A 24,639-nucleotide genomic window follows, 5' to 3' on the forward strand; every position below is an offset into this window, starting at 1 on the left:
TTTAAGTTTCCTTCTTCAGACGGCGCCAGGCGCGTCGCACCCGGCGGGCGAGCCGCTTATCTTCCTTGATTTCCTTCTGTGCGGCGGCGCGATGGGCCTTCTCCGCGCGGGCGCGGGCCTTGGCCTCGCGCTCGGCATGATCCATGCGGTTGGCTTCATCGAGGGTCGGCGCGGTGCCGCCCATCGCGGCCGGGCGCCAGTCGAGCCCGTCCTCGAACGGGCCGTACTCCTTGTCGTATCGGGTACGGACCTCCGAGAGCAGTGCCTGCATCGCGGCCTTGAGCGTCGCGATGTCGGTGTCCGGGTCCCCGGTCCTAGTAATGGGCTCGCCCACCTGGATGATGACCGGCGTCTTGGTGCGGCCGAGGTGCTTCTCGCCGCCCTTCGTCCATATGCGCTGGGAACCCCACGTCACCATGGGAATGAGCGGCACGTCTGCGGTCGCGGCGATGCGCGCCGCACCGTTCTTGAAGTCCTTGAGCTCGAAGCTGCGGGAGATCGTGGCCTCCGGGAAGATCGTCACGAGACGACCGGAGCGCAGGTGGAGCACGGCGGCATCGATAGACGAGGCACCCGCCGAGCGGTCCACCGGTACGTGCTTCATCGTGCGCATGAGCCAGCCCACGACGGGGACATCGAAGATTTCCTTCTTCGCCATGAAGCGGGTGAGGCGACGCCCGCGGATATACGGCGGGATTTGGCCAAAAATGAAGTCGTAGTAACCCGTGTGGTTCATCGCGAAGAGCGCGCCGCCGAACTGCGGGACATTCTCCGCGCCGTAGACAGAAATCTGGATGCCCTGCGCCCGCATGATCCGGTTGAGAACAGCAATAATGCCCTGGTAGACCGGCTCGCCCGCCTCAGCGTGGCGCGGGAGCTTCTCAAGCGAGACTGGGACGTGGACGAGACCTTCGCGAATATCCATGGTGCCCTACTTCACCGGCGTGAGGACGTCCTTGCCCACGAACGGGCGCAGCGCCTCGGGCACGACGACGGAGCCGTCAGCCTGCTGGTGGTTCTCCAGGATGGCAACAAGCCAGCGGGTGGTCGCAAGCGTGCCGTTAAGGGTCGCGGCGAACTGGGTCTTGCCGTTCTCGTCGCGGTAGCGGGTGTGCAGGCGGCGGGCCTGGAAGGTCGTGCAGTTCGAGGTGGAGGTGAGCTCGCGGTACGTCCCCTGGGTCGGGACCCACGCTTCGTTGTCGAACTTGCGGGCAGCGGACGATCCAAGATCGCCACCGGCGACGTCGATGGTGCGGTACGGCAGCTCCATGGCTTCGAGCATGGACTTTTCCATGTTCAGCAACTGCTGGTGCATGTCCTCGGCCTCTTCCGGCTTGCAGTAGACAAACATCTCGAGCTTGTCGAACTGGTGGACGCGGAGGATGCCGCGGGTGTCCTTGCCGCTGGCGCCGGCCTCGCGGCGGAAGCAGGAAGACCAGCCAGTGTACTTGAGCGGGCCGTCCTTGAGATCGATGATCTCGTCCTTGTGGTAGCCCGCGAGCGCGACCTCGGAGGTGCCGACGAGGTACAGGTCATCCGCTGGGAGGTAGTAAATCTCGTCCGAGTGCTGGCCGAGGAAGCCGGTGCCGGCCATGATCTCCGGACGCACGAGCACCGGCGGGATCATGAGCTGGAAGCCAGCCTCGCGTGCCTTCTGCGCGGCGAGCATAAGCATGCCCAGCTGCAGGAAGGCGCCGTCACCGGTGAGGTAGTAGAAGCGCGCGCCGCCCACCTTGGCGCCCCGCTTGATGTCGAGGAGCCCCAGGGACTCGCCCAGCTCCACATGATCCTTCGGCTCGAAGTCGAAGGTGGGAATCTCGCCGACCTCCTCGATGACGATGAAGTCGTCCTCGCCGCCGGCGGGTGCGCCCTCGACGACGTTGGAGAGCTTGTACTGCAGCTCGGTGACCTGCTCCTCGGCCGCGACCTGCTCGGCCTCGGCTTCCTTGACCTTGGCCTTGAGCTCGTTCGAGCCCTCGAGAAGGGCTGGGCGCTCCTCCGGGGAGGCCTTACCGATCTTCTTGCCAAAGGCCTTCTGCTCGGAACGCAGCTCGTCGGCCGCGACGATGGCGGCGCGGCGGCGCTCGTCCGCAGCAATGAGGGCGTCGACCAGCGACGGATCCTCGCCGCGGGTGACCTGGGAGGCACGGACAACGTCTGGGTTTTCGCGGAGGAACTTGAGATCAATCACGCAACAATCCTAGCGCATAGGGACTTTCACCACGGCTTACGCTCGCCACGGGGGCGACCACCCCCTTGCCTGGTTATGACCACCGGCCTAAAATACATGACATGAACATCCCAGCACGCATCATCGAGGACGGCCCCATCCCGAAGCATGCGCAGCTACGCGATATTTTGGCGGAGCTGTGCCACACGCAGCTCAAACCTGGAGATATGTTGCCCGGGGAGAGGCTCTTGGAAGAAACCTACGGCGTCTCCCGCATCACGGTCCGCCGCGCGATTGGTGATCTCGTCGCCGCCGGGCAGCTGCGGAGGGTCCGCGGTAAGGGCACCTTCGTCGCCCCCAACCCGCTCGTCTCCCGCCTACACCTCGCATCCTTCTCGGATGAGATGGGCGCCCAGGACGTGGAGGCTTCCTCGAAGATCCTGCTGGGCGGACGTTCGCCAGCGCCGGACGAGGTCACGGAGTTCTTCGGAACTCCGGCGGGAACCCCGCACACGCACCTGCGGCGCCTGCGCCTGGGCGACGGGGAGCCGTATTCCATCGATGACGGTTGGTACAACTCCACGTACGTGCCCAATCTGCTGGAGAACGACATCTACAAGTCCGTCTATCACATTCTCGACACGGACTTTCAGGTACCGATTACGGAGGCGGACCAGATCGTCACAGCCGTCGCCGCGGATCCGGAGGTCGCACAACTACTCGATGTCGAGCCCGGCACGCCGCTGCTCCACATCATTCGGTACTCGCGCTCGGGCGATAAACCGGTCGAGTGGTGCTCCTCGGTCTACCGCACAGACCGCTATCACCTCTCAGCCCGCGTCGGACGTGCGATGGAAGAGTAGCCGGGCGAGTGTAAACTACGCAGGTATATGAGTAGCCGACAGACTTTCCGCGCCCTCCGGAGCGCCACCGCCGTCAACACTGTATTGATAGCGGCGGCGGCCTCCGCCGTCTTCGTCGGCTCCTACGGTCTCTTCGGAGGCGAGACCACGACCAAGACGCACGGTGCCGCCGCAGCCTCAAGCTCGGCAGAGGTCGCCGCAGAGCTTGCCCCGTTCACCACGGCGGACGCGGGCTCGTGCCTGAACTGGGATATCGACGCGCAGGGGAAAGTCTCGAATTTCTCGCAGACTGACTGTTCGACAGAGCACCGTTTCGAGGTCGCCGCGCGCGAGGATCTGTCTGTCTACCCCACAAGTGAGTTCGGCGAAAACGCGCAGATGCCCAACCAGGAGCGCCAGGCGCAGCTGCGCGAAGAGCTCTGCCACGGCGCGACGCTCGCGTACGTGGACGGCCGCTTCGATCCGGCGGGCAAGTTCTCCATCGCGCCCATCCTGCCGCCGGCGGAAGCCTGGGCGCAGGGAGACCGCACCATGCTCTGCGGCCTGCAAACCACGGATGAAAAAGGCGTCGCACAGCCTTTTAGCGGACGCGTCGTCGAGGTTGACCAAGCGAATATCGCGGAGCCTGGCGCGTGCCGCGCCATCGGCGACGACCAGGTGCTGCGCACGGTCGACTGCGCCGAGCCGCACCAATTGGAGACGGTGTCCATCGTGGACCTGTCCCAGCAATTCCCACAGGGCACGCCGTCCATCGACGACCAGAACAAGTTCCTCTCGGAACGCTGCACCCAGGCGGTCGAGGATTACCTCGGCGGCGAGGAAGCGCTCTACCAGTCCACGCTGCAGCCCTACTGGGGCTCGCTCGCGGAGTCCTCGTGGAACGGCGGATCGCGCTCGGTCAACTGCTCGCTCATGCACGTGAACAGGCAAACGAAGACCTTCTCCGCCATCACGGGTTCGGCGAAGAATGGCCGCGAATCCCTCACCATCGACGGCGCCACCCCGGCCGCGCCGCCCACGCGTAACCCGCTGCGGAACCCGTAGATGTATTACGTAGAGGACGAGCGCTTCGATGAAATGGTCGAGGCAGCGCTGGACAAAGTGCCCGAAAATTTCGTGGCGCGCATGCGCAACCTGGCGATTCTCGTCGAAGACTACAACGAGGAGTCGCCCCACATCCTGGGTCTCTACGAGGGCGTCGCGCTGCCCGAGCGCACGTTTGACCACACGGGCTACCTGCCCGATGCGATATTCATTTACCGTCGCGCGCTCCAAGACTGGTGCAATTCAGAAGAGGAACTTGAGCACCAAGTCATGGTGACCGTCTTCCACGAACTGGGGCACTACTTCGGCATCGACGACGAGCACCTGCACGAGCTGGGCTGGGGTTAAAGCTCGAGGTCGGCCCAGCGCTCCAGCGTCCATTCCCCAAACCGCCCCGTCGGCTCCATGACCGTGAAGCGGCAGTTGGGCATGTAACCGGTGAAGGCGAAGTCTGGATCCACGCCGCAGGCATGCGTCGTCACGGTACGGATGACGGCGCCGTGCGAAAAGACAACAACGTCCGAATCGGATCCGACGACCGACTCCAGGATGGGCTGGTAGCGCCCCAGCACGTCACGCAGCGTTTCGCCGCCTTCCATGCACGCATTCATATCCCCGGTGAGCCAGCCGCGCAGGGCGAAGGTATAGGCATCACGCGTCGCATCGGTTCCGGACATCTCGTGGATACCGGCGAGGATTTCATGGAGCCCCGGCGTCGGCTCGACGGGCAACGTATACGGATCCCAGCCGCGCGCTTCCTCGAAGGCGCGCGCCGCCGCCATCGCCGTTTGCTGCGTGCGAATCGCGATGGATGAAAGGAAACGCGGAACCCCCTCAATGAGATCCGCCAGCTCCAACCCCACCGCGGTGGCTTGGTCGCGGCCGCGCGGGGTGAGTTCCGCACCCGGCGGGCGGGTGTCCATGAGGTGCTCGACGTTAGAGAATGTCTGCCCGTGACGCACGAGGTAGATACGCATACCCCGGAAGTTTATTGGCCCCGGCGCGCCCGCGCTACCCATTCGTCTGCGGCCGCGAGACGACGGCTCGAGTCCAGCTCCTGCGCCGCGGGCCACGAGCCGACGAAGACGAGCTCCTCCGTCCGCAGCCACAGGGCACGCAAGGCCTCAGCGACGGGTTCGTCCTCGATATGCCCCACAAGATCCGCGTAGAAGCGGTACGTGCCGAACTCTCGTCGGGTGGGACGGGACTCGATGCGCGTGAGATCCACGCCGCGAATCGCAAACTCCTCGAGCGCGCCCACCAACGAGCCTGGTTGGTTGGGAAGCGTAAAGACGACAGACGTGCGGTCGGAACCGGTCGGGGAAGGCGGAGCCGCGGGCGCACCAACAAGAAGAAACCGCGTCGTCGCGCCGCGCACGTCGGCCACGCCCGATTCAATGATCTCCAGTCCATAAATCTCCGCCGCGCGCGCCGGTGCTGCAGCGACGTCGGCCTCACCCTGCGCGACCATCTCCGCGGCCGCGGCGTTGGAGGACGCCGGGGTAAAGGCGGCATCGGGAAGCTCCTGCGCGATCCAGCTCCGCACCTGCTGGTACGCGACCGGATGCGTCGCAAACTTCGCTCGATCCCGCGACCCCGGGCGCACCATAATGGCGAACTCGACGGGAAGATCGACCTCTCCGAAGACCTGGACTCGCTCATCAGACTCGACGAGCGCGTCAAAGGTCGCCGTGACGGCGCCATCCACGGAGTTCTCGATCGCGACGACGGCGTACTGGGCAGCACCAGAGCGCACCGCTCCCAGTGCTTCGGAAGGGGAACTAACCGGAAGCCCCGTCACCTCCCCCAGATCAAACTGCAGGAGGGCGGCTTCCGTAAACGTCCCGGCAGGGCCCAAATACGCGACTGTCGTATGCATAGCGATTACCCTAACACCTATGGATTTTTCCCTTGGACAGTTACGCCAGGACCTTCAGGGCCTTACCCCCGAAGAACATGGCTTTACCTACCTCGATCTGGATCGGAGCCCCACAGCGTCCGGTCGCCTCGACGGCTGGGTGCTCTCCGCAAAGGATCTGGCGGACGTCAAGGGTATGCGCACGACGCTGGGACATATCGATCGGGCGTACACCGCCACTGCGACGGATCCCTTCCTTGCGCAGCTGGAGTCCGAAGGCGCTGTCATTATCGGCAAGTCCGCTGCACCCGAGCTCGGACTCATGGTCGACACGGAGCCCATCGGGCTGCCACATCCGGATAACCCTCTCTGGCCTGGCCGCACCCCGGGCGGCTCCTCCGGCGGTGCGGCGGTCCAGGTGGCACGGGGCCTGCTCCGTGCCGCCCACGCCGGCGATGGCGGCGGCTCTATTCGCGTTCCCGCGGCAGCCTGCGGAGTGGTCGGATTTAAACCGGGTGGGGACTCACTCGCGGTCGACGGCTTCATCACCCGCACCGTTGCCGATGCCGCCTTCCTCCACGACATTCACCCGCTTGTCCCCCGCGCGCGGATTGGAGTGCTCACCGAGCCGCTCTTCATCGACACCCGCGTCGATCCCGTCATGCTCGAGGCGGTCCGCGAAGCAGAAAAGCGACTGCGCGCCCGCGGCTTCGACGTCGTCCACATCGGAAAATATCCGCAGGCAAACACCACTTTCGAGTCCTTCCGCCACATCTTCACCTCGCATCTGGCGAACCTCGACGAGGCCGAAGGCTACGTGGACTGGATCCGTGCGCTCGGGCGCCGGGTCTCCCCCAAACAGCTCGCCCTGGCGAAGAAGCATGGGACGGCATTACAGGAGATCCTCACCCTCCAATGGCGCGTCGACGCGATTGTCTCCCCCATGCTCGCGTTCGACCCACCACGCCACGGCACCTTCCGCGCATTGCCCCACGAGAAGAACTTCGAGGAACAAACTCGCTGGTCGCCGTGGGGTTCTCTTTTCAATGTTGCGCATCTCCCCGCAATCTCCGTCCCGTGGGCCCTCGATAATCACCAGCCCGTCGGCCTCCAGCTCGGCGCGATTACCCTTTCCGAGCCCGAGCTTCTCGGCCTGGCCACGGTGCTCCACCCATGAACCGCGTCCGCTCCGAGATCCTCATCGTCCTTGCGGTCACCTTCGGCATGTCCGGGCTCCGCTCGCTGCTCCGACTCGTCGATGGCCTCCTTAACCCAGCGCCGTTGTCCGAACAGTCCGTCACCCTCAACGCTTCCCAATCGGACCTGGCGTGGCTCGACATCGCTCTCCAGCTATGTTCCGCCGGGGTCCTCTTCGCCTGGGGCGCGCTCGCCCTCTTCCTCCTTCAACGCTCACTCCCCCGGCCCCAGCTTTCCGATGCCGCCTCCTCCCCCGCCCTCGCCCTTCTTATCGGCGTCCCAGGGCTCGCGCTCTATATCACCGCCCTCCACTTCGGGTGGACCAAAGAAGTTGTCCCTACGGATTTTAATAATCCGTGGGTCGAGGTCCCCACGCTCCTCGTGTGGTCTGCCGCCAACGCCTTTGCCGAGGAGACCGTCGTCGTCTTCTGGTTTATCTCACGATTGCGGCAACTGCGGATTTCGCCGTGGGCAGCGATCGCTGCCTCGGCGGTGCTGCGCGGCTCCTACCACCTCTATCAGGGGGTATCGGCAGGCTTCGGCAATCTCGCCATGGGTCTCATTTTCGGCTACTACTTCCACAAAACCGGCAAGGTATGGCCACTTATCATCGCGCATTTCCTTATCGATGCTGTCGCCTTCGTAGGCTACGCCTTCCTGCCCAGCCTCGACTTCCTGAGAATCTAGCGCTAAACCCCGACCACATCTACACCGATAAGACCGGCTCTGGCATGTGTGGCGATACCCTGCGTCTGCGCTAGTCCCGTTCCCGAGGAGGCGCGCGGTATCCTGTTCGCATGACTGACACAGGACGCGACCCCCACCGGGAAAACCGGCGTGTTGGCGACGACCTGAGCAATTACGTGCTCGGCGCCGACGGCAAGCCCATCACCGATCGCTACGGCCGTCCCGTCCTCCGCCGTTCCATCGCGAAGCCTGCACCCCGCGCGGAGCGGACCCCGCAGTTCTCCGTGCAGGACTGGCAGCGCGAACACCGAGCCCACCAGCCCGCGCCCCAGCCTGCGCCACAACGCACGCCTCGGCAGCAGGCACGCCAGCCGGTGCCGCGCAACTACTCGTCCCGGTCGGCGCAGCCAGCCGTGCGCCCGCACCGCCATGGCAAGCAAGTCAACCCGGTGCGACGGGGCATCGGCTGCCTCGGCGCAGCGCTTGTCGCGATTGTGGTATTTACGCTGGCGATTGCGCTGTGGAGCGATTCGAAGCTCACGCGCATTGAAGCCATGCCAGATTCACAGGTCTCGAACACACCGGGCACCAACTGGCTGCTGGTCGGGTCCGACTCCCGCGTAGGCCTTACCGAGGAAGAGCAAATTGAGCTTGGCACCGGTGGCGACGTGGGATCGAGCCGCACTGACACGATCATGCTTCTGCACATCCCGAAGTCGGGTAAGGCGAAGCTCGTATCGTTGCCGCGCGATAGCTGGGTCAACGTCCCGGGATTCGGCATGGACAAGATCAATGCGGCTTTCTCCTACGGCGGTGCGCCGCTGCTGGCACAGACCGTCGAAGAATGGTCGGGGCTCCACATCGACCACTATGCGGAAGTCGGCATGGGTGGACTGGCCAACGTCGTCAATTCCGTGGGCGGCGTAGACATCTGCGTCCAGGAAGCCATCAACGATCCGCTGGCTGGCATCGATCTGCAGCCGGGCTGCCAGAATCTACAGGGCCGCGATGCCTTAGGCTATGTGCGCACGCGTGCAACAGCCATGGGCGACCTTGACCGTGTCCAGCGCCAGCGTGAGTTCTTCGCCGCACTGCTCGACAAGGTCACGGCCCCGACAACGCTCATCAATCCTTTCCGGACGATTTCGCTCATCAACCACACGGCTGACTCGTTCGTCGTGGGCAAGAAGGATCACGTATGGCACCTGGCACGCGTAGCCCTCGCCATGGCGGATGGCGTCGAAACCGAGACCATCCCTGTATCCGGCTTCGCCGATACAGCCTCCGGCAACGTCGTGCTCTGGGATGACGAACAGACGGCAGCTCTGTGGGAGTCGATGAAGTCCTAGCTTTGAGAATGGGGCGGGGTGTTGTCCTCCTGGTCGGTGTCCGGGGTGTCGGGTGTCTGGAACGCGGCAGGAGTATCGGTAAGGACAGCGGATTCAGACATCGCAACGGTCCTAAGAAGAAAGCAAAGGCCAGAGCCTCGCTGAGGGGGCTCTGGCCTGAGCAAAAGGAACGTCTAACGCAAGGTAACCTGGCGGGACTTAATGTTCTGGAGCTGCTTACGCTCGTCTGCGGTGAGCTCGGCGTCGTTGTCAAGCTCGGCGGTAATCGCGGCATCGACAGCCTTGAGCTTCTCCTCGTAGGAGTCGTAGGCGACCTCGGGATCGAGATCGAACACGGGGGCGATGAGACCATGGGTGCGGAAGACGCCAGCGAACTTGGTGCCCTCGCCGAGGTTGAGGTCACCGCGGGCAGCAATGCGTGCCAGGCCATTGAGCAGGGCGGCCTCGTCATCGTTCGGACGGACCCAGCGGATGTGCGCCTTGCCGCCGCCAGCGTTGGCCCAGAAAGCAGTGCCGACGATGCCCTCGCCGACCTGGTGGGACTCAATGACAGAGTCGTTGGCCATCTGCATGGACTGCGCGATCTGCGGGGTGACCTGAGCACCCTCCGGCAGCCACCACTCGAAGTCCTGGTAGACCTCGACGTCGAGGATGGCGTCGTTGTCCAGCAGCTCAGTGATCTTCGGCTCGGTGCCATCTGCAACGGTGGACTCGAGGGTCTCGCCCTCGCCGTGGTTCTTCACCCAGTTGAGCGCGTACGCAAGGTCGCGGCCCGGGTTGTGGGAGTGGGTCTTCACCTGCAGGCCCACGAAGGCCTGGCCGCCGGACTGCTCGTCGCGGATAAGGGCTGCCGATGCCCCCGGCAGCACCGTCGCCACGTAGACGTCACGGTCGACATCCTTCAAGGTCAGCTTGGCAATAGCGGAAGGAACGAATTCCTGCAGAGCGACCAGCTGGGACTCGGCAGCAAGGCCGGCGTAGGGACGTGGGTCCTTCTCAAGGGCCGCGCGCTCAGCGGCACGGGCAGCAAGCTTAGCCTGACGGCGGGACATGCCCTCAGGCAGCTGTTCTTTGTTTTTCTTGTTCTTCTTGGCCATAGCGCCCAAGTCTACCGGGCGTATTAATACTGCAGGGTGTGCAGGGCCACTTCTGGCTGATTTGTGGCCAGAATATCTACTCCATTCGCCCACGCCCACCGCATATCATCCGGACGGTCGACCGTCCACAGGTACGTGGGCAGGCCGTAGGCACCGATGGCGCTCGGCTGCATTTTCGCGCGCAGGAGTGACATGCCCAGGCCGGTGGGCTTGGACAGGAGGACGTCCGGGCGGTTGAGGTGGCGCTCCCAGTCGCGGCGCAGATAAAACCGGTCCATATAGGGATTAAGGTGCGACATCGTGCGAATAGCACGGTGAGAGAAGGAAATGAGGTGGATGCGGGGGTCATCGGAAAGCCCTGCGTGACGAAGACGCGCCACAGTCTCCTCCTCGACCCGATCACCAAAGGGGCTCGGGTGCTTGGTCTCGACGTAGAGGTGATGGCCTGTGGGAGCGACCATCTCGAGCAACTCGTCGAGCAACAGCGGGTGCTCGCCGCCGCCAATGTCGGCCTTGCGGACGTCCGCCCAGTCCATCTTTTCGATCGTGCCCGTCCGGTCCGAGGTGCGATCGAGCGTCGAGTCATGGTTGACGACCAGATATCCGTCACGCGTGAGGTGAACGTCGCACTCGACGCCATGGATGGGCAGCTCAAGCGCCTTAGCAAAAGCGGAAGGGGATAGCTCCGGATATTTTCCGGAGTATCCCCTATGGGCAACGATGTGCACTAGCCGAAGATTTCCTTCTTAATGTCATTCAGCGTATTGAAGGACTTGTTGAAGCGCTCCTGCTCGTGCTCGTCGAGCTGCAGCTCGATGGCACGGCTGACACCGGAGCGGTCCACAATGGCCGGGGTACCCATGTACACGTCCTCGGCGCCGTACTCACCCTGCAGGTAAGTCGAGACCGGGAGGGCCACGCCCTGGTTCTGGATGACAGCGCGGGTGATGCGGGCCAGGGCCATGCCGATGCCGTAGGACGTGGAGCCCTTGGCGTCGATGATGTGGTAGGCCGCGTCACGGGTCTGCTCGAAGATCTTCTCGATGCGCTGGTTGTAGTCCGGGTCCTCCTCAGAACGGCGGGACATGTGAACGCCAGCGATGTTGGCGGAGGAGACGACCGGCAGCTCGGAGTCGCCGTGCTCGCCGATGATGTACGCGTGGACGGAGGTCGGTGCGACATTCTCCATCTCGGAGAGCATGTAGCGGTAGCGTGCGGAGTCGAGAACCGTACCGGAGCCGATGACGCGCTCGTGCGGCAGGCCGGAAGCCTTCCAGACCGCGTAGGTGAGCAGGTCGACCGGGTTGGATGCCACGAGGAAGATGCCGTCGAAGCCGTTCTTCATGACGTCGCCCACGATGGAGTTCATGATGTTGACGTTCTTGTCCACGAGCTGCAGGCGGGTCTCGCCCGGCTTCTGAGCGGCGCCGGCGCAGATGACGACCATGGAGGCGTCCTTGCAGTCTTCGTAGGTACCGACCGTGACGCGGGTACGGGACGGAGCCCAAACCACACCGTGGTTGAGGTCCATCACGTTGCCTTCGAGCTTCTTCTCATCGATGTCAATGATGGCCAGGTGGTCGACAGTGCCCTGGTTCACCAATGCATACGCGTAGGCGATTCCGACATCGCCTGCACCAATCAATACAACCTTGTTTCCCACAAAATTCGTCATGACCCCGATTGTGCACGAAAATGTCTGACTTGTCGCGTTGTGCGCCCGATCTCACACAGTCGGATGTCCGATCTCACATCACATATGCCCGTTCGGACAGGGTCTGCACAGTGCCGAATTCCCTGGTTCAATGGTTTCCATGCATCGCTTCGCACTACGCGTTCTCGCAAAAGGCCTGTCTGCCGCCATTTTTGGCCTCGAAGTGTTGAGCGATCTTACCCCTGGTGTACGCATGACCGGGAGGAGACGTTTACCACAGAACATGGCGGCAGGCACTGCGGGCGCCGAGGTCGCCACATGGGCCGCCGTGTCGCCGTCGCTTCTCCCCCGTCCCTGGTGGGTGACGGCAGCCAACGTGGCGCTAGGCCAAGGCATGGGTCACTTGAGCGCCTCCGCGCTCGCATTCGGACTCAAACGGGCATTCCGCGTCTACGACGTGCGCCCACAGGACCGCATTCCGTATCGCACTCTCCACGCAGTGCTCGGGGCGGGAACAGTCCTCGTCGGCATCCGTTCTATCCGCAACCAGGAAGCGCAAGCCCAGCTCGTGGGCAAAGAAAACGAGCGCGGCCCGCGCCAAGCTGCCGCCGGCGTCGCCCTCGGCACGCTCGGTTACGGCGTCCTCCTCATCCTCGGCGAAGCGGCACAAGCAGCGACAACAAAGCTCAGCCGCCGTGCGCAAAGGTTTCTCCCACGCTGGGTCGCCTGGCCCCTCGCGGCGGGCGTCCTCGGCGCCAGCGTCATCGCCTTAAGCGACCGCGTCGTGTGGCGTCGCTTCATCCGGACCGCCTCCGTGCGCGCTGAGCGCCTCAACCGGCTCATCTTCCCCGACTCGATGATGCCCTGGGAACCTGAGCGCTCCGGCAGCCCCTGGTCACACGAGCCCTGGACCGCCATCGGCGCGCAAGGCCGTCGCTTCGTCACCCGCGGCCCACGCGCCCGCGACATCCAAGACATCATGGGCTACGACCACGCGCACGAGCCCATCCGCATCGTCGCCGGGCTCGTCCCCGGCCGCGACTTTCTGGGCTCCGCCCGGCAGGTCATCGCGGAAATGGAGCGCACCGGCGCGTTCCGCCGTGACACCATCGTCGTGCACATGCCCGCTGGCTCTGGCTGGGTCAACAATTACTCCACGAGCGCGTATGAATTTTTGACCCGCGGCGACTGCGCGACAGTCACGCTCCAGTACTCGTATCTGCCCTCCGTCTTCGCTTTCCTCGTCGATCGAGACGCGCCCGTCGCGGCCGCCCGCGTCCTCCTCGACATGGTGCATGCTCGCATGGCATCTCTGCCGGAGGACGATCGCCCACGTCTCTACCTCGCGGGTGAGTCTCTCGGTGCCTTCGCCTTGGTCGAGAACTTCGAGGAATTGGAGCATTTGCTCACCGCATGCGATGGCGCGATGTTCACGGGCCCACCGCGGATGACAGGGTTCTTCCGCAGGCTCGCCGCATCCCGTGACCGCGGCTCGCTGGAGCGGCTTCCACTCATCGACGGCGGGCGCCATGTCCGCTACGTATCCAATCCCGCGCATCTTGCTGCCGATGCCTTCGGGGCGCCGTATCCCCGCGCCTGGCAGCGCCCCCGGGTCGTGGTCGCGCAGCATGCTTCCGATGCCATCGTGTGGTGGGACCAGCAGCTCGCGTGGCGTCGGCCGGACTGGCTGCGTGAACAAGTCCCGCCCACGCTCCACGCGGATGCCTTCCGGCGGCTGCAATGGGCGCCGTTTATCACCTGGTGGCAGATTGCGCTCGACCAGGTGAACTCACTCAACGTGCCCGGCGGCCACGGCCACAACTACTTTGAAGAAACCTTCTGGTACTGGGACGCCGTCCTAGGCTCGCAGGCCCGTGTCCCGCTCGACGCGGCGAAGGCCGACCGGATGCGGAAGTTCATTGTGAAAACGCAGCCCCGCGGCTAGCCGCACTTCACGCCAGTGCTGTGATGCGGACAGTAACCGTTCGGATTCTTGGCGAGGTACTGCTGGTGGTCATCCTCGGCCAGGTAGTACGCGCCCGAGTCGGTCTCGGAGAGCAGACGGACCTCGGTGGTAATTGGACCAAAGCCAGCCTCGGCGAGCTTGGGCTCATACGCGTCGACGATCTCCTGGATTTCCTGGCGTTCCTCTTCGGTTTCCGGATAGAACGCGGAACGGTACTGCGTGCCCACGTCGTTGCCCTGGCGGAAGCCCTGCGTGGGGTCGTGCGCCTCGAGCGCGGTTACGACGAGGTCCTTGAGCGAGACCTTGTCCGGGTCATAGACCACCTGGACGGTCTCCGCGTGGTTGGTCATCCCCTGGCAGACCTCGAAGTAAGTGGGGTTGGGTGTCGTGCCACCGGCGTAGCCGACCGAGGTGGACTCGACGCCGGGGAGCTCCCAGAACATCTTCTCCGCGCCCCAGAAACAACCCAACGCCACAAGGAGGGAACGCTGACCGTCTTTCCACGGGCCCGTAGTCGGCGTGCCGAGCACGGTGTGCGGCTGCGGATCCGCGAGCACCGGGGTATCTCGACCCGGCGTGGCGTCGGTTTTCGCGACAATCTTCGGTTCAGGCTTGAACAAAAACATGGCGGCTCCTTTTCTTTCGTCTTACAAGTCAGCGCGCGGAGCTGGGCGTATTATTCCCGCCTCCCCACATTTGCCAATTAATGGTGGCAAATTTCTTACAGTGGGCCTATCATCGTGCACTGTACCCAAAGAAAGGAAACAACAATGGCTGTTTACGAACTTCCGGAACTCGACTACGCGTACGACGCTCTCGAGCCGCACATCTCCGCAGAGATCATGGAGCTGCACCACACCAAGCACCACGCTAACTACGTGGCTGGCGCTAACGCTGCAACCGAAGCCATCAAAGCCGAGGCTGAGGGCGAGGGCAACGGTGACCGCCTGCGCGCTCTCTACAAGAACCTTGCTTTCAACCTGGGTGGCCACACCAACCACTCCATCTTCTGGAAGAACCTCTCCCCGAACGGTGGCGGCGAGCCGACCGGCGAGCTGGCTGAGGCCATCAACGAGGCATTTGGTTCCCTCGAGGGCTTTAAGAAGGCCTTCTCCGGCGCTGCGCTGAGCCTGCAGGGCTCCGGCTGGGCCGTCCTGGGTTACGACCACATCGCTGGTCGCCTCGCTATCCAGCAGCTCACCGACCAGGCTGGTAACACCTCCATCAACCTGACCCCGCTGCTTATGCTCGACATGTGGGAGCACGCCTTCTACCTGCAGTACAAGAACGTTAAGGCTGATTACGTCAAGGCTGTCTGGAACGTCTTCAACTGGGACGACGTTGCAGAGCGTTACGCTGCTGCTAAGAAGTAATTTTTAGAGCCTAGAGCCCGCCTTGCGCGGGCTTTTCGCGTTTTTCAATGAAACTCCGGAATTGATCCGCCGCCGGCGAACCGGGCCGCCACGTAAAGCCCAGCTCGCGGTACGCGGGCGGATCGAGCGGGACCACGGAGCCCACCCGCAGGTACGGGTCATCCACCGGAATGAGCGCGACACCCAGTCCCGCCGCAACCAGACCCGCAACGGTCGTAAGCTCCATCGACTCGAAGACGAGATGCGGCGTGAAACCAGCGCCGGCAGCCAGGCCGTCAAGAAGCATGCGCGTACCGTAGCCGGGCAGCATGCCGATGAAGGGCTCCTCCGCGAAGTCGGCGAGGCGGACAAAGGTTGCATCCGACTTCGGATGCCCGGGAGGCAGGGCAAGGCCAAGGCGCTGCATCTCGAGCCGGTGCCAGGGCAAACCCTCCGGTTTCGGGCCCACGAGAGCGATGTCGGATTCGCCTTGCTGCACGCGATCCACAAGCTCGCGGGCAGCGCCCTGATGGAGTACAAAGTCGACGTTGGGGTGGGCCGCACGATATTTTCCCAGCAGGTCCGGCACCAGCCACGTTCCGAGCGAATGCATGAAGTCGAGCCGGACAGTGCCGCGCTCCGGGTCCATGAGGCGAGCGACCTCGGCGCGGGCCGCGGCAGCATCGGCAAGCATGCCCTTCGCACGCGGGACGAAGGACTTCCCACGGTCGTTGAGGTGAAGGGCTCTTCCGGCGCGATCGAAGAGCGTGGCGCCGAGCTCGCGCTCGATTCGTTGGATGCGGCGCGTGAGCGCTGACTGGGACATGCCGAGGGCATCCGCGGCGGCGCCCACGTGACCATGCTCCGCGACGGCGACGATTCCACGCAGATCCTCGAAATTCATGCACACCTCGCATTGAAAACTAGAGTTTCAAACATTTTACACATGAACGCAGGTGAGGCAGGCTAGAAGAATGACTCGTTCCCGCCGCGCGACGCTCGCCATGCTGCTCATCGGCCTGGCTATTTTTTCTGGACTCTACTCCACGCAGGCCATCCTGCCGGTCCTCGTCGAGGAGACGGACATGAGCTCGGGCGCGGCGGCGCTCACCGTGTCCGCCGCAACGGGTGGGCTCGCGCTTTTTGTCATTCCGGCGTCCATCCTTTCGGAAAGATTCGGCCGCGGTCGCGTGCTTCTCGCCTCCGCCATTGGTGCCGCGCTCATCGGCGTGCTCGTTCCGTTCGCGACGACGGGATGGGCGGTGATTGTCCTGCGCGGCCTCCAAGGCGCAGTGATGTCCGGTGCGCCCGCCACGGCCATGGCGTGGCTGGCAGAAGAACTCGAACCGAGGGCCCTCCCGCGCGCCATGGGCATCTATATCGCAGGCAATTCCATCGGTGGGCTCATCGGCCGCCTCGTTCCTACGTTCGCCACCGAGGTCTTCACCTGGCGCGGCGCGCTGTGGACGGGCGCAGCCGTGACGTTGGTCTTCGCACTCGTCGCGGCGTTCTTACTCCCTCCGCAGCAACGATTTACCCCAAAAGAAATTCACCTACGTTCGGAGCTCTCCGCCCTCTTCCAGCACTGGCGTGATGGTCATTTGGCGGCGCTCTACGCCGTCGCATTCCTCGCCATGGGCACCTTCGTATCTCTGTACAACTTCATCGGCTTCCGCCTCATCGAGCACTTTGGGATTCCGCCCGTCATCGCAGGCTTCGTCTTCCTGCTGTACCTCTCCGGCACGTGGTCATCCGCGCGCGCAGGAGGGTTCATCAACCGATTCGGACGGAGGGCGACGCTCACCGGATCTTCCGCGCTCATGGTCGTGGGTTCCCTGCTCGCCGCGGGGCCATTGCCGGTGCTCTTCGTCGGCCTGTTGTTGTTTACCGCCGGTTTCTTCGCGGCGCATTCCACGGCCTCCGGCTGGGTGGGAGCCCGTGCCACGCAGGACCGCGCCGAGGCCTCGAGCATGTACGTCTTTTGTTATTACTTGGGCTCCTCGATCATCGGCGCGGCGACGGGGTGGGCGTTTTCCGTTATCCCCTGGGTCGCCTACGCGGTGGTGTTGGCGGTGCTCTCACTCCTTCCCACCTTGATCGCAGCAAATTTATCCGACTAAAGTCGTAAGAATGAACAACCAAAAGACGGTCGAGGAAAAGTTTTCCCCGCGCGTGTGGCATCGCCGCGCCGCGCGGCCGGTGTCCGTGTGGATGATGGTTTTCATCCTCATTGGACTTACTCACTTCGCCATCCCCAACTACGGATGGCTCCTCGTCCACGTCTTTACCCTGGGCATTCTCACCAACTCCATCCTCGTGTGGTCCCAACACCTCACCGAGAAATTCGTGCAGCACAAGCTTGCCGATGCCGCCCGTCCCCGCCAGCTGTATCGGATCTACGGGCTCAATATCGGCGCCATCATCGTCATGGTGGGCCAGGTCTTTGCGATTCCCTACGCGACTATTACCGGCGCCGCCATCATCGCAGTACTCATGGCGTGGCACGGCGTAGAAATCCTCGGCCAGTGGAAGGGTGCGTCCGGGAAACGCTTTCGGCCCATCGTCGGCGCGTATGCGGCATCCGCATTCTGCTTGCCCGTCGGCGCGTTCTTTGGCGGCTGGCTTGCGCTCGATCCGGGCAATCCGCGGCTGCTCATTGCACACATCGCGGCGAATATCGGCGGCTTCGTCGGGCTTGCGGCCGCAGCCAGCCTCACCATCCTCCTGCCCACCGTGTGGCGCTCTCAGGGCATCTCGAAGTACATGACGCCCACGCTGTGGATTCTGGGCGCGGGCGTCCTCGTCACGATTATCGGCGCGCTCGTTGGTTTTCCAGAATTCGGTTTCGTTGTGTATGTGATCGGCTGGGTCCTCGCCTGGCAGCAGTGGCTGGGCAACGTCAACCTCAAGCAGTTCACGTACGCGTCAGCGTCCTCCATTGCCGCCGTCACCTGGCTCGTGCTCACGCTCGCCTACTACGCGGTGGAGCTCATGCTGCAGATGCAGCCGAAGGTTCCCACCATTGCCCTCCTCGTCGGTTTTGCGGCGCAGCTACTCATCGGCATGATGAGCTACCTTCTGCCCTCGACCATGGGCGGCGGCCCCGGCGCGACGCGCGCGGGCTTAATAGAGATGTACAGGTATGGCTTACTCCGCTGGACATTTATCAACGGCGGCCTGCTCTTGTGGATTTCCAGCACGAATTCCTACCAGAACGTCGTCATGTCGCTGTTGTGTCTAGGCTCGCTGGCGGTCTTCCCCATCTTCATGATCCGCGCGGTCAAGGCACAGAAGGCGGTGCTGAAGAAGGAGAAAGAGGCACCCGCAGCCGAGCCCGAGCCGCGCTTTATGGAAATCACGATCGGCGTCGCCATCCTCGCGCTCGTCTGGGTCCTGTTCCAGCTATAAATCGCCGATGCCCGGCGCCCCAGCACTCATCCACTCGCGAATACGGTACGTCGCCTGGACGTCGCCGCAGTTGTACTCCAGAAGGCGCGCACGGGCGCTCTCGTCGCCTGCAACGGCGGCACGGCGTGCGTTGACAGACGCTTCGCCATCAAAGTCGTCTTCTGCCCACGCATGGCCAGCAACGGGAGCGACGGTTTTTAAGCTGAGGCCATGCGGGCCAGCGAAGCTGCGTTTGACGTCAAGGAAGAGGTCGACCCAGTCCTCGGAAGTAATGAATTCTTCGATCTCATTCTGTGCAATTCCGAAGCGCTCTGCCGATGACCGCAGCCAATGGTTTTCCCCATGCGCCGAGTAGCAGTAGGCGGCGAAGGTCTCGCCGCGCGCATGCGTGGCGCTGCGCAGTTCGGTCAGCCAGGTCCAGAACTCGTGGAAATTCTCACCTTCTGAGGCGCCGCCCAGCGGCTGCCACGTGACGAACGGGTGGTACGCACCGTCGTGCCACACACCCCAGAGGTACGCGCCCTGGTCGAGGTAGGCCTCCATGTCGATGTCGACCTCCACGTCGGCCCGGCGCGGCGGGGCAAAGGTAGGGCGCTTGAGAAGCGGGATCCCGCGTTCCCACGCCTCCGCGAGACGACTGGGCTCGCCGAGGTTCGCCTCGATGAGGCCGTGCACCGTGTGGATTCCACGCTCCCTGTACTTGCGACCGCGATCCCCAGGCAGGAAGAGCGAAATATCGTCCATGCGCTCGAGCTCCGGGCGGCAGAACTCCCAGAACCGGCAGCTGGCGCACTCTTTGACACGGCGCGGGGAGTCGGGCAGGTCCTCCAGCGTCGCGAGAGCACGCTCGGTCGCCTCAAAGTAATCACCGGTCTCGACGACGAACGCGGTCTCTCGGTCCTGGCCGATGACGACGCCCCGGCCGGAGTCAAGGTCGGATTCCTGTAAGCCCCACGCGCCCAGTGCGAGACGGTAGCCGTCCACCGGGTGATGGCGCAGCTTATAGGGCAGGTCGAGCGGCGCCGAAAGTCCCAGCCTGTGCGTCGGCACGCCGGGGAGCGTCGCGTGCGGGTTCTTCTTCGCCACGCGGTGGTTACTCACGATGATGGGCAGGTAGGCCTCGCCGTCACGCACCAGCCCGTCGAGTTCGACGTACCAGCCGCCATAGCGAAAGCGGGCATTCGTAATGAGATGGACTCCCGCGGCCATCGCCTCGAGGGTCGCCATCTCACGTGCGAAGTCGTCGCCTCCAAGGTCGACCCGCCGGAAATTTTTAGAGCTCGACGAAAGGAGGGAATGGACCGCAGCACGGGCGGCATCGGCACGCTCTGCACGGGCGAGGCTTGCATGGGTGGAGGGAACATCGGGGTAGCGCTCCCGCTGCACGAGCCGGTAGCGGCAGCCCACGAGATCGCTGGCCTCTACGGGACCGACGCTGTAGTTCCTCACGCCTTCCAAGCCTAACGGGTAAAGTTGGAAGACGATAAACGCACAAACATCAACGAAGCACAAGGAACTGATTCCCATGGCCAGCATCATGAAGACCCTCCGCAAGCGTCGCAACGAGGCGAAGGCCGAGATTAAGGCAGCAAAGACCCGCGCTCTGGCCGAGGTCAAGGACGCCCGCAAGGCACGCGAGCGTCAGCAAAAACTGCTAGCCAAGCAGGAAAAGCACCTCATTAAGGCCGAGGAAAAGGGTCTCAAGCGCAAGCGCAAGCACGAGCAGAAGCGCGCCAAGCAGGAGCTGCAGAAGATTAAAGAAGGCCGCTTCAACGCCAAGACCGTCAACCGCTACGCCGGCGCCCTCCGCGCCGCCGCCCCGCTGCTGCTGCCGCTCATCTACCGTGGCATTATGTCCGGCCGCGAGGCCCTAGAGCAGCGCAAGGCCAAGCGGGCCGGCGTCTCCGTGGACCAGCTCGCGTCTCTGTCGGGCCACGGCGCTCCGCTCAAGGCGCGCATCGCTGGCGTGCGCAACTCGCTGCCGGGCTCGGGCCTTCCGGCGGGCTTCCAGCGCGACGTCCGCGAGCGTCTCGACGAGCTCGACAAGGCGGTCGACAACGCCGAATACATGACGGACCAGCAACGTCGCCGCGCACATGAATCCATTTCGGCCGATATTGACGGAGTTACTCAGGATATCCAGGAACGCCTGTAATTTCCTTCGATTTCGATTAACCCGGAATGCACCTTTATGGTGATTCCGGGTTGTTTTATTAATTTTGAGGAATTTCTTCTTCAATTGCGTAACGCTTTTGTTGACGCGACCGATTTTATGATCGAATTAGTCCCATGTTCTGTCACCATGAGAAAGACGGAGCACTGTTTTGCGGGACAAAGTCACCTGTCATTGCATAGTCGAAACCCCCACAATAGTATTCAAAGGGCTTTTCCCATGTCACGTCGCGAAGTCACACAGTTCTATGACGACCTGGACCACACCCCGCTGTCCGAAAGCGAAGTGGAAGTCATCCGTTTTTCCGTCGACGGAACGACGTACTTGCTGGATCTTTCCCCTGCCAACGCGGCGAAATTCCGCGCTGCCCTCGATCCGTTTGTGAGTGCTGCGCACATCGCACCCGAGCCCGACGCACGCCGTGTGAGCCCCAGCGTCATCCGCGATTGGGCCCGCACCCGGGGCATCCCGGTCGCCCACCGCGGCAAGATCCCTAACGTGATCATTGAGGCCTACAACGAGGCCAACGCTTAAAGCACGCCTTGCTCGCGCGCCGCAGCCACGGCCGAGGTGCGCGAACGCACGCCCAGCTTGTCATAAATATGCACGAGGTGGGACTTCACCGTCGCCTCAGAGAGCATGAGGTCCTGGCCAATCTGGCGGTTCGACGCACCTGCGGCGACCAGCTGCAGGACCTCGAGCTCACGCGGCGTCAGCGAGGTACGCGGAGTGCGCACGCGCGTCATGAGACGGTCAGCGACAACGGGCGAGAGCGCCGAGTCGCCGTCCGCCGCGGAGCGCACCGCCGCGAGGAGCTCCGCCGGCGGCGCATCCTTGAGCAAGTAGCCCACAGCACCCGACTCGATGGCGCCGAGGATATCCGCGTCCGTGTCGTAGTTGGTCACGACGAGGATCTTGGGCGGGTTGTCGCCCTGGCGAATGGCCCGGGTGGCCTCGGCGCCGCCCATGACGCGGGTGCCTTCGATGCCCGCGCCGAAGCGCAGGTCCATGAGGATGACGTCGATCCCGCCGCGCGCGGCGGCGTCGATGGCGGCCTCTGCCGTCGCGACCTCACCCACGACCTCGATGTCCTCTGCGCCTTCCAGGATGGCGCGGAGACCGAGGCGCACGATTTCATGGTCGTCTGCCAGCAGGACCCTAATCACAACGAACGCTCCTTATATCAAACTTTTGAACACCGTCATTCTATACTAAGGGCACGCTAACAGATACCGCCGCCCCAGAGCCCGGCGTGGACTCGAGGGTGACGGTCCCGCCCAGCTCTTCTGCCCGGCGATGCATAGCAGACAGACCAATGTGTCCGAGTCCGGCCGGGCGCGCCTCCACGGCCGCAGGGTCGAAGCCCCGCCCGTTGTCCACGATGTCCACACGCACCTCGTTCTCGTCGTACGTGACGGTCACGCGCGCCTTCGTCGCGCCCGAGTGCTTCACCACGTTGCCCACAGCGCCCTGCGCGATGCGCAGGAGCGCCGCCTCAATCTTCATGGGTAGCTGGGCCGCGTCGCCTTCCACGTCAACGTCGATGTCAATCCCGGCCGTCGCCGCGAAATTCGCCGTCATGCGCTCCAAGGCGCCAGCGAGCGAGGTCTCCGCAAGCGCCGTCGGCTGAAGAGCAGCGATCATTGCACGCGCCTCATGGAGGTTGTCAGACGCGGTGGTACGCGCGAGCGCAATCCGCTCGCGCGCCTTATCCTCGTTGTGCGTGTCGAGATCACGATCCGCCGCATGGAGGAGCATTTGGATAGAGGAGAGCCCCTGCGCCAGCGTGTCATGAATCTCGTGAGCGATGCGCTGACGCTCGGCAATGACACCCGCATTGCGCTCGGACTCCGCGAGCTGAGCCTGCGTTTCTTTGAGCTCCCGTGTCATCTCGGCGAGTGCGCTAAACGCGTAGTAGATGGCGACGACGACCACCGCGGAGACCAGCGGGCCCATCGCGCCGCCGAAGGTGATGCCGTTCGGAATCTGCACGCCAATCGACAGCGCCGTTGCAAAACCCACCATGAGAATGCCGCGCCAATCGTCCACGACGAAGAGGTAGAGGAACATAAGCGAGAACAGCAGGTACATCGCCGCTGGCGCGATGAGCATCGCCGCGAACCACGTCACGGTGAGCACCACGAGCCACAAAATCTTAGGCCCCAGCGTCCAGCGCTCGAGGAAATTCCAACCACCGAAGTAGATAATGGCGAAGGTCGACAACAACATGAGCGTGGACACCGCCGAACTCATAGGCATGGACACCACCGTAAAGATGGCCACGACCAGCAGCGTGGTGGTGAGGATATGCACGCCATTGCGCAGTGCATCAGATTCTGTCGTTAAGCTGGTGTCCATGCGCCATATCCTACTGCCCCTCGTGTGTGCCGCCCTCCTCGCTGGCTGCTCTGCGCAGGACACTCCCGAACCCGCCGAATCGAGTGCCGTCGCCGCCGACCCGCTCACGGATAACGCGGCGGTCGACGGTTTTCCCGTGGATTCCCCCGCCATCGTCAACGCGTGGGATCAGGAATGCCCGTACCTCGACCCCCAATGGGTCGCGGAGACCAACGGCCAGCGCATGACCAAGCAGGGTCTCGATACCCGCTTTGGCACGCCCGCCTGCGTCTTCTGGTCCTACCCCGAAGCGCCCCAGGCGACCGTCATGGTGCGCGACCTCGGCACGGTAGAGCGCGCCCGCGCCGCCGTGGATTGGGCCGCCCCCATCGACCAGACGGAGCCTGTGGATGAGGGCGGCTGGCAAGGCGGCCGTGGCGTCCTCAACGAGGAGCTCTCCGTCTACGCCGTCCAGAAGGACAACGAGGCCGTCCTCGTGTGGACGAACCAGGCACAGACTGTCAAGGCCGAACTCATCGCCAAGGAAGCAATTAAAAACCTCGGGCTCTAAACCGCTACGTCGTTATACGGCATCATCTCCGACACCCATGGAAACACGACGTCCATGAGTAGAAAGAATACGGCGACGAGCAGGGCGAGCGAGAAAGTCGCTTTCACCCAGCGCGGCCCCGGCAGCAGGTTCCATATGGCTCTGTACATTTAGCTTTCCTCCAATACGGCTGGGCGCTCGCCCGCGACCTTCGGCTGATGGTCCGTCTCCATTGCGTGGATGATCATGCGCTCTGCGTTCGAGAACTGCGGGTGGCAGGTCGTCAAGGTGATCAAGCCTTCCGATGCCTCCGCGTTGTCCGTCCCAGGCACCGGCGCGATGGTTCCCACGTCGCTCGGAAGCGTAATGGAGCGGCCCAGCACGTTCGCATACTCGCCCGTGAGCTTCCCCTGTTGTTCGGGCGTGAGGCAGTCCGCGGGCTCACCATCAATCGGCAGCACGCGGTAGGTAATCCACTCGGACTGCGTCTCAACCACAATCGCGTCGCACGTCTGCAGGTTGCCCAGATCATTGAACGGGGCACCCTTGCCCACGCGGTGGCCGGCAACGGCGAAATTTCCGAATTCCCCAGGCATCTGGCTGTCCGTATAGCGCCCAGGGCCCGCGAGAAGGTCCTCGTCGTTCGTGCCCTCGACTATCGCAAACTGGTAATCCGAGCCGAACGTAGGGATATACATGCGGGCGAAAGCCTCGCCCAGCTCCGGGTGGAGCTGCCCGCGCGGGTTGACCCATTCCTCATCGAGTTTCTCAGACGCCTGATCCTGCAGCTTGCCTGATTCAATATTCGTCCAGTAGGACTCATAGAATGCGAAGAGCAAGAGAAGGACCCCAGCGGTAAGCAACAGCTCGCCCACAACGTGGGTGACGCTCATGAGCGACTTCTTCATGCTCAACACTGTACTGCCCTTCAGAG

At 63.5% G+C, this 24,639-nt stretch carries 27 protein-coding genes; 13 read left to right on the top strand and 14 right to left on the bottom strand.

What is annotated here, in order from left to right:
- Position 1 precedes the first annotated feature (1 nt).
- Both HMPREF3227_RS10515 and serS read right to left on the bottom strand, forming a co-directional pair.
- Positions 2-925, bottom strand: coding sequence for a lysophospholipid acyltransferase family protein (locus HMPREF3227_RS10515; RefSeq protein ID WP_066512943.1), 924 nt, complete (start codon positions 923-925; stop codon positions 2-4).
- 6 nt (positions 926-931) lie between these two features.
- Positions 932-2,191, bottom strand: coding sequence for a serine--tRNA ligase (gene serS / locus HMPREF3227_RS10520; RefSeq protein WP_066512947.1), 1,260 nt, complete (start codon positions 2,189-2,191; stop codon positions 932-934).
- 101 nt (positions 2,192-2,292) lie between these two features.
- Between serS and HMPREF3227_RS10525 the strand changes: the two genes are divergently transcribed.
- Genes HMPREF3227_RS10525 through HMPREF3227_RS10535 form a run of 3 tightly spaced genes read left to right on the top strand, consistent with a single transcriptional unit; the run spans position 2,293 to position 4,425 of the window.
- Entirely contained in the window at positions 2,293-3,033 is a 741-nt protein-coding gene (locus HMPREF3227_RS10525; protein ID WP_066493509.1) for a GntR family transcriptional regulator, read from the top strand.
- Between the two features lie 27 nt (positions 3,034-3,060).
- Entirely contained in the window at positions 3,061-4,077 is a 1,017-nt protein-coding gene (locus HMPREF3227_RS10530; RefSeq protein ID WP_066493508.1) for a septum formation family protein, read from the top strand.
- Entirely contained in the window at positions 4,078-4,425 is a 348-nt protein-coding gene (locus HMPREF3227_RS10535; protein WP_066493507.1) for a metallopeptidase family protein, read from the top strand. It abuts the gene before it with no gap.
- Here HMPREF3227_RS10535 and HMPREF3227_RS10540 read toward each other — a convergent pair.
- Together HMPREF3227_RS10540 and pheA are read right to left on the bottom strand one after the other, a co-directional pair.
- A complete protein-coding gene (locus tag HMPREF3227_RS10540; protein ID WP_066493505.1) occupies positions 4,422-5,054 on the bottom strand; it encodes a histidine phosphatase family protein in 633 nt (210 codons plus the stop codon). The two genes, HMPREF3227_RS10535 and HMPREF3227_RS10540, sit on opposite strands and share 4 nt — an antisense overlap.
- Before the next feature lie 11 nt (positions 5,055-5,065).
- Positions 5,066-5,956: a prephenate dehydratase gene (gene pheA / locus HMPREF3227_RS10545; RefSeq protein ID WP_066493503.1), complete on the bottom strand. Its 891-nt coding sequence runs from the start codon at positions 5,954-5,956 to the stop codon at positions 5,066-5,068.
- A gap of 19 nt (positions 5,957-5,975) precedes the next feature.
- On the opposite strand from pheA, the gene HMPREF3227_RS10550 reads away from it, so the two are divergent.
- The 3 genes from HMPREF3227_RS10550 (at position 5,976) to HMPREF3227_RS10560 (ending at position 9,168) form a co-directional block, all read left to right on the top strand.
- The gene (locus HMPREF3227_RS10550) at positions 5,976-7,112 is read left to right on the top strand and encodes an amidase (protein WP_066512952.1); all 1,137 of its coding nucleotides are present in this window, start codon (positions 5,976-5,978) and stop codon (positions 7,110-7,112) included.
- Entirely contained in the window at positions 7,109-7,819 is a 711-nt protein-coding gene (locus tag HMPREF3227_RS10555; RefSeq protein ID WP_066493499.1) for a CPBP family intramembrane glutamic endopeptidase, read from the top strand. Before HMPREF3227_RS10550 ends, HMPREF3227_RS10555 begins: the two co-directional genes overlap by 4 nt.
- A 110-nt stretch (positions 7,820-7,929) precedes the next feature.
- Positions 7,930-9,168 (top strand): LCP family protein, encoded by a 1,239-nt coding sequence (locus HMPREF3227_RS10560; protein WP_082723347.1) that lies wholly within the window; start codon positions 7,930-7,932, stop codon positions 9,166-9,168.
- Between the two features lie 173 nt (positions 9,169-9,341).
- Here the strand turns inward: HMPREF3227_RS10560 and HMPREF3227_RS10565 are convergent, their stop codons facing one another.
- The 3 genes from HMPREF3227_RS10565 to HMPREF3227_RS10575 are packed head-to-tail and all read right to left on the bottom strand — an operon-like array spanning position 9,342 to position 11,940.
- Positions 9,342-10,265 (bottom strand): DUF5926 family protein, encoded by a 924-nt coding sequence (locus HMPREF3227_RS10565; protein ID WP_066493497.1) that lies wholly within the window; start codon positions 10,263-10,265, stop codon positions 9,342-9,344.
- A 23-nt stretch (positions 10,266-10,288) separates the two neighbouring features.
- Positions 10,289-10,993 carry a glycerophosphodiester phosphodiesterase family protein gene (locus HMPREF3227_RS10570; protein WP_066493495.1) on the bottom strand — a complete coding sequence of 235 codons (705 nt, stop codon included), beginning with the start codon at positions 10,991-10,993 and terminating at the stop codon, positions 10,289-10,291.
- On the bottom strand, positions 10,993-11,940 hold the full coding sequence (locus HMPREF3227_RS10575; RefSeq protein WP_066493493.1) for an L-lactate dehydrogenase: 948 nt from the start codon (positions 11,938-11,940) through the stop codon (positions 10,993-10,995). The genes HMPREF3227_RS10570 and HMPREF3227_RS10575 overlap by 1 nt, the downstream gene beginning before the upstream one ends.
- Positions 11,941-12,070: 130 nt before the next feature.
- Here HMPREF3227_RS10575 and HMPREF3227_RS10580 point away from each other — a divergent pair, with 130 nt between their 5' ends.
- The gene (locus HMPREF3227_RS10580) at positions 12,071-13,864 is read left to right on the top strand and encodes an alpha/beta-hydrolase family protein (protein WP_066493485.1); all 1,794 of its coding nucleotides are present in this window, start codon (positions 12,071-12,073) and stop codon (positions 13,862-13,864) included.
- On the opposite strand, the gene msrA is transcribed toward HMPREF3227_RS10580, so the two are convergent.
- The gene (gene msrA, locus HMPREF3227_RS10585) at positions 13,861-14,511 is read right to left on the bottom strand and encodes a peptide-methionine (S)-S-oxide reductase MsrA (RefSeq protein WP_066493483.1); all 651 of its coding nucleotides are present in this window, start codon (positions 14,509-14,511) and stop codon (positions 13,861-13,863) included. The genes HMPREF3227_RS10580 and msrA overlap by 4 nt on opposite strands.
- Before the next feature lie 144 nt (positions 14,512-14,655).
- On the opposite strand from msrA, the gene HMPREF3227_RS10590 reads away from it, so the two are divergent.
- The gene (locus HMPREF3227_RS10590; protein WP_066493482.1) at positions 14,656-15,258 is read left to right on the top strand and encodes a superoxide dismutase; all 603 of its coding nucleotides are present in this window, start codon (positions 14,656-14,658) and stop codon (positions 15,256-15,258) included.
- 10 nt (positions 15,259-15,268) lie between these two features.
- Here the strand turns inward: HMPREF3227_RS10590 and HMPREF3227_RS10595 are convergent, their stop codons facing one another.
- Positions 15,269-16,141, bottom strand: coding sequence for a LysR family transcriptional regulator (locus tag HMPREF3227_RS10595; RefSeq protein ID WP_066512957.1), 873 nt, complete (start codon positions 16,139-16,141; stop codon positions 15,269-15,271).
- Positions 16,142-16,211: 70 nt separating this feature from the next.
- On the opposite strand from HMPREF3227_RS10595, the gene HMPREF3227_RS10600 reads away from it, so the two are divergent.
- Positions 16,212-17,357 carry an MFS transporter gene (locus HMPREF3227_RS10600; protein ID WP_066493476.1) on the top strand — a complete coding sequence of 382 codons (1,146 nt, stop codon included), beginning with the start codon at positions 16,212-16,214 and terminating at the stop codon, positions 17,355-17,357.
- A gap of 10 nt (positions 17,358-17,367) precedes the next feature.
- On the top strand, positions 17,368-18,645 hold the full coding sequence (locus HMPREF3227_RS10605) for a copper oxidase (protein WP_231732352.1): 1,278 nt from the start codon (positions 17,368-17,370) through the stop codon (positions 18,643-18,645).
- Here the strand turns inward: HMPREF3227_RS10605 and HMPREF3227_RS10610 are convergent.
- Complete coding sequence (locus HMPREF3227_RS10610) at positions 18,640-20,094, bottom strand: TM0106 family RecB-like putative nuclease (protein ID WP_231725186.1); 1,455 nt, start codon at positions 20,092-20,094, stop codon at positions 18,640-18,642. The genes HMPREF3227_RS10605 and HMPREF3227_RS10610 overlap by 6 nt on opposite strands.
- A 76-nt stretch (positions 20,095-20,170) precedes the next feature.
- Here HMPREF3227_RS10610 and HMPREF3227_RS10615 point away from each other — a divergent pair, with 76 nt between their 5' ends.
- A complete protein-coding gene (locus HMPREF3227_RS10615; RefSeq protein ID WP_066512960.1) occupies positions 20,171-20,800 on the top strand; it encodes a DUF6474 family protein in 630 nt (209 codons plus the stop codon).
- 237 nt (positions 20,801-21,037) lie between these two features.
- Positions 21,038-21,352, top strand: coding sequence for a histone-like nucleoid-structuring protein Lsr2 (locus HMPREF3227_RS10620; RefSeq protein ID WP_066493465.1), 315 nt, complete (start codon positions 21,038-21,040; stop codon positions 21,350-21,352).
- On the opposite strand, the gene HMPREF3227_RS10625 is transcribed toward HMPREF3227_RS10620, so the two are convergent.
- Both HMPREF3227_RS10625 and HMPREF3227_RS10630 read right to left on the bottom strand, forming a co-directional pair.
- Positions 21,349-21,984 (bottom strand): response regulator, encoded by a 636-nt coding sequence (locus HMPREF3227_RS10625; protein WP_066493463.1) that lies wholly within the window; start codon positions 21,982-21,984, stop codon positions 21,349-21,351. The genes HMPREF3227_RS10620 and HMPREF3227_RS10625 overlap by 4 nt on opposite strands.
- Before the next feature lie 40 nt (positions 21,985-22,024).
- Positions 22,025-23,176: a sensor histidine kinase gene (locus HMPREF3227_RS10630; RefSeq protein WP_066512965.1), complete on the bottom strand. Its 1,152-nt coding sequence runs from the start codon at positions 23,174-23,176 to the stop codon at positions 22,025-22,027.
- On the opposite strand from HMPREF3227_RS10630, the gene HMPREF3227_RS10635 reads away from it, so the two are divergent.
- Entirely contained in the window at positions 23,175-23,726 is a 552-nt protein-coding gene (locus HMPREF3227_RS10635; RefSeq protein WP_066513002.1) for a DUF2020 domain-containing protein, read from the top strand. The two genes, HMPREF3227_RS10630 and HMPREF3227_RS10635, sit on opposite strands and share 2 nt — an antisense overlap.
- On the opposite strand, the gene HMPREF3227_RS13605 is transcribed toward HMPREF3227_RS10635, so the two are convergent.
- Positions 23,723-23,875, bottom strand: a complete 153-nt coding sequence (locus tag HMPREF3227_RS13605) for a hypothetical protein (RefSeq protein WP_168162241.1) — start codon at positions 23,873-23,875, stop codon at positions 23,723-23,725. The genes HMPREF3227_RS10635 and HMPREF3227_RS13605 overlap by 4 nt on opposite strands.
- Positions 23,876-24,613: a class E sortase gene (locus HMPREF3227_RS10640; protein WP_066512969.1), complete on the bottom strand. Its 738-nt coding sequence runs from the start codon at positions 24,611-24,613 to the stop codon at positions 23,876-23,878.
- Between the last annotated feature and the right edge of the window lie 26 nt (positions 24,614-24,639).

The organism is Corynebacterium sp. CMW7794 (assembly GCF_001563605.1).
Lineage (GTDB): Bacteria > Actinomycetota > Actinomycetes > Mycobacteriales > Mycobacteriaceae > Corynebacterium > Corynebacterium phoceense.

Bases quoted from the DNA above. Each gene is read 5' to 3' on its own strand.
- HMPREF3227_RS10560 (WP_082723347.1), top strand. From the start codon at position 7,930: ATGACTGACACAGGACGCGACCCCCACCGGGAAAACCGGCGTGTTGGC.
- HMPREF3227_RS10640 (WP_066512969.1), bottom strand. From the start codon at position 24,613: ATGAAGAAGTCGCTCATGAGCGTCACCCACGTTGTGGGCGAGCTGTTG.
- HMPREF3227_RS10535 (WP_066493507.1), top strand. From the start codon at position 4,078: ATGTATTACGTAGAGGACGAGCGCTTCGATGAAATGGTCGAGGCAGCG.
- pheA (WP_066493503.1), bottom strand. From the start codon at position 5,956: ATGCATACGACAGTCGCGTATTTGGGCCCTGCCGGGACGTTTACGGAA.
- HMPREF3227_RS10605 (WP_231732352.1), top strand. From the start codon at position 17,368: ATGAACAACCAAAAGACGGTCGAGGAAAAGTTTTCCCCGCGCGTGTGG.
- HMPREF3227_RS10635 (WP_066513002.1), top strand. From the start codon at position 23,175: ATGCGCCATATCCTACTGCCCCTCGTGTGTGCCGCCCTCCTCGCTGGC.
- HMPREF3227_RS13605 (WP_168162241.1), bottom strand. From the start codon at position 23,875: ATGTACAGAGCCATATGGAACCTGCTGCCGGGGCCGCGCTGGGTGAAA.
- HMPREF3227_RS10555 (WP_066493499.1), top strand. From the start codon at position 7,109: ATGAACCGCGTCCGCTCCGAGATCCTCATCGTCCTTGCGGTCACCTTC.
- HMPREF3227_RS10525 (WP_066493509.1), top strand. From the start codon at position 2,293: ATGAACATCCCAGCACGCATCATCGAGGACGGCCCCATCCCGAAGCAT.
- HMPREF3227_RS10620 (WP_066493465.1), top strand. From the start codon at position 21,038: ATGTCACGTCGCGAAGTCACACAGTTCTATGACGACCTGGACCACACC.
- HMPREF3227_RS10580 (WP_066493485.1), top strand. From the start codon at position 12,071: ATGGTTTCCATGCATCGCTTCGCACTACGCGTTCTCGCAAAAGGCCTG.
- HMPREF3227_RS10565 (WP_066493497.1), bottom strand. From the start codon at position 10,265: ATGGCCAAGAAGAACAAGAAAAACAAAGAACAGCTGCCTGAGGGCATG.
- HMPREF3227_RS10515 (WP_066512943.1), bottom strand. From the start codon at position 925: ATGGATATTCGCGAAGGTCTCGTCCACGTCCCAGTCTCGCTTGAGAAG.
- HMPREF3227_RS10530 (WP_066493508.1), top strand. From the start codon at position 3,061: ATGAGTAGCCGACAGACTTTCCGCGCCCTCCGGAGCGCCACCGCCGTC.
- HMPREF3227_RS10630 (WP_066512965.1), bottom strand. From the start codon at position 23,176: ATGGACACCAGCTTAACGACAGAATCTGATGCACTGCGCAATGGCGTG.
- HMPREF3227_RS10575 (WP_066493493.1), bottom strand. From the start codon at position 11,940: ATGACGAATTTTGTGGGAAACAAGGTTGTATTGATTGGTGCAGGCGAT.
- HMPREF3227_RS10590 (WP_066493482.1), top strand. From the start codon at position 14,656: ATGGCTGTTTACGAACTTCCGGAACTCGACTACGCGTACGACGCTCTC.
- HMPREF3227_RS10615 (WP_066512960.1), top strand. From the start codon at position 20,171: ATGGCCAGCATCATGAAGACCCTCCGCAAGCGTCGCAACGAGGCGAAG.
- HMPREF3227_RS10550 (WP_066512952.1), top strand. From the start codon at position 5,976: ATGGATTTTTCCCTTGGACAGTTACGCCAGGACCTTCAGGGCCTTACC.
- msrA (WP_066493483.1), bottom strand. From the start codon at position 14,511: ATGTTTTTGTTCAAGCCTGAACCGAAGATTGTCGCGAAAACCGACGCC.
- HMPREF3227_RS10540 (WP_066493505.1), bottom strand. From the start codon at position 5,054: ATGCGTATCTACCTCGTGCGTCACGGGCAGACATTCTCTAACGTCGAG.
- HMPREF3227_RS10595 (WP_066512957.1), bottom strand. From the start codon at position 16,141: ATGAATTTCGAGGATCTGCGTGGAATCGTCGCCGTCGCGGAGCATGGT.
- HMPREF3227_RS10600 (WP_066493476.1), top strand. From the start codon at position 16,212: ATGACTCGTTCCCGCCGCGCGACGCTCGCCATGCTGCTCATCGGCCTG.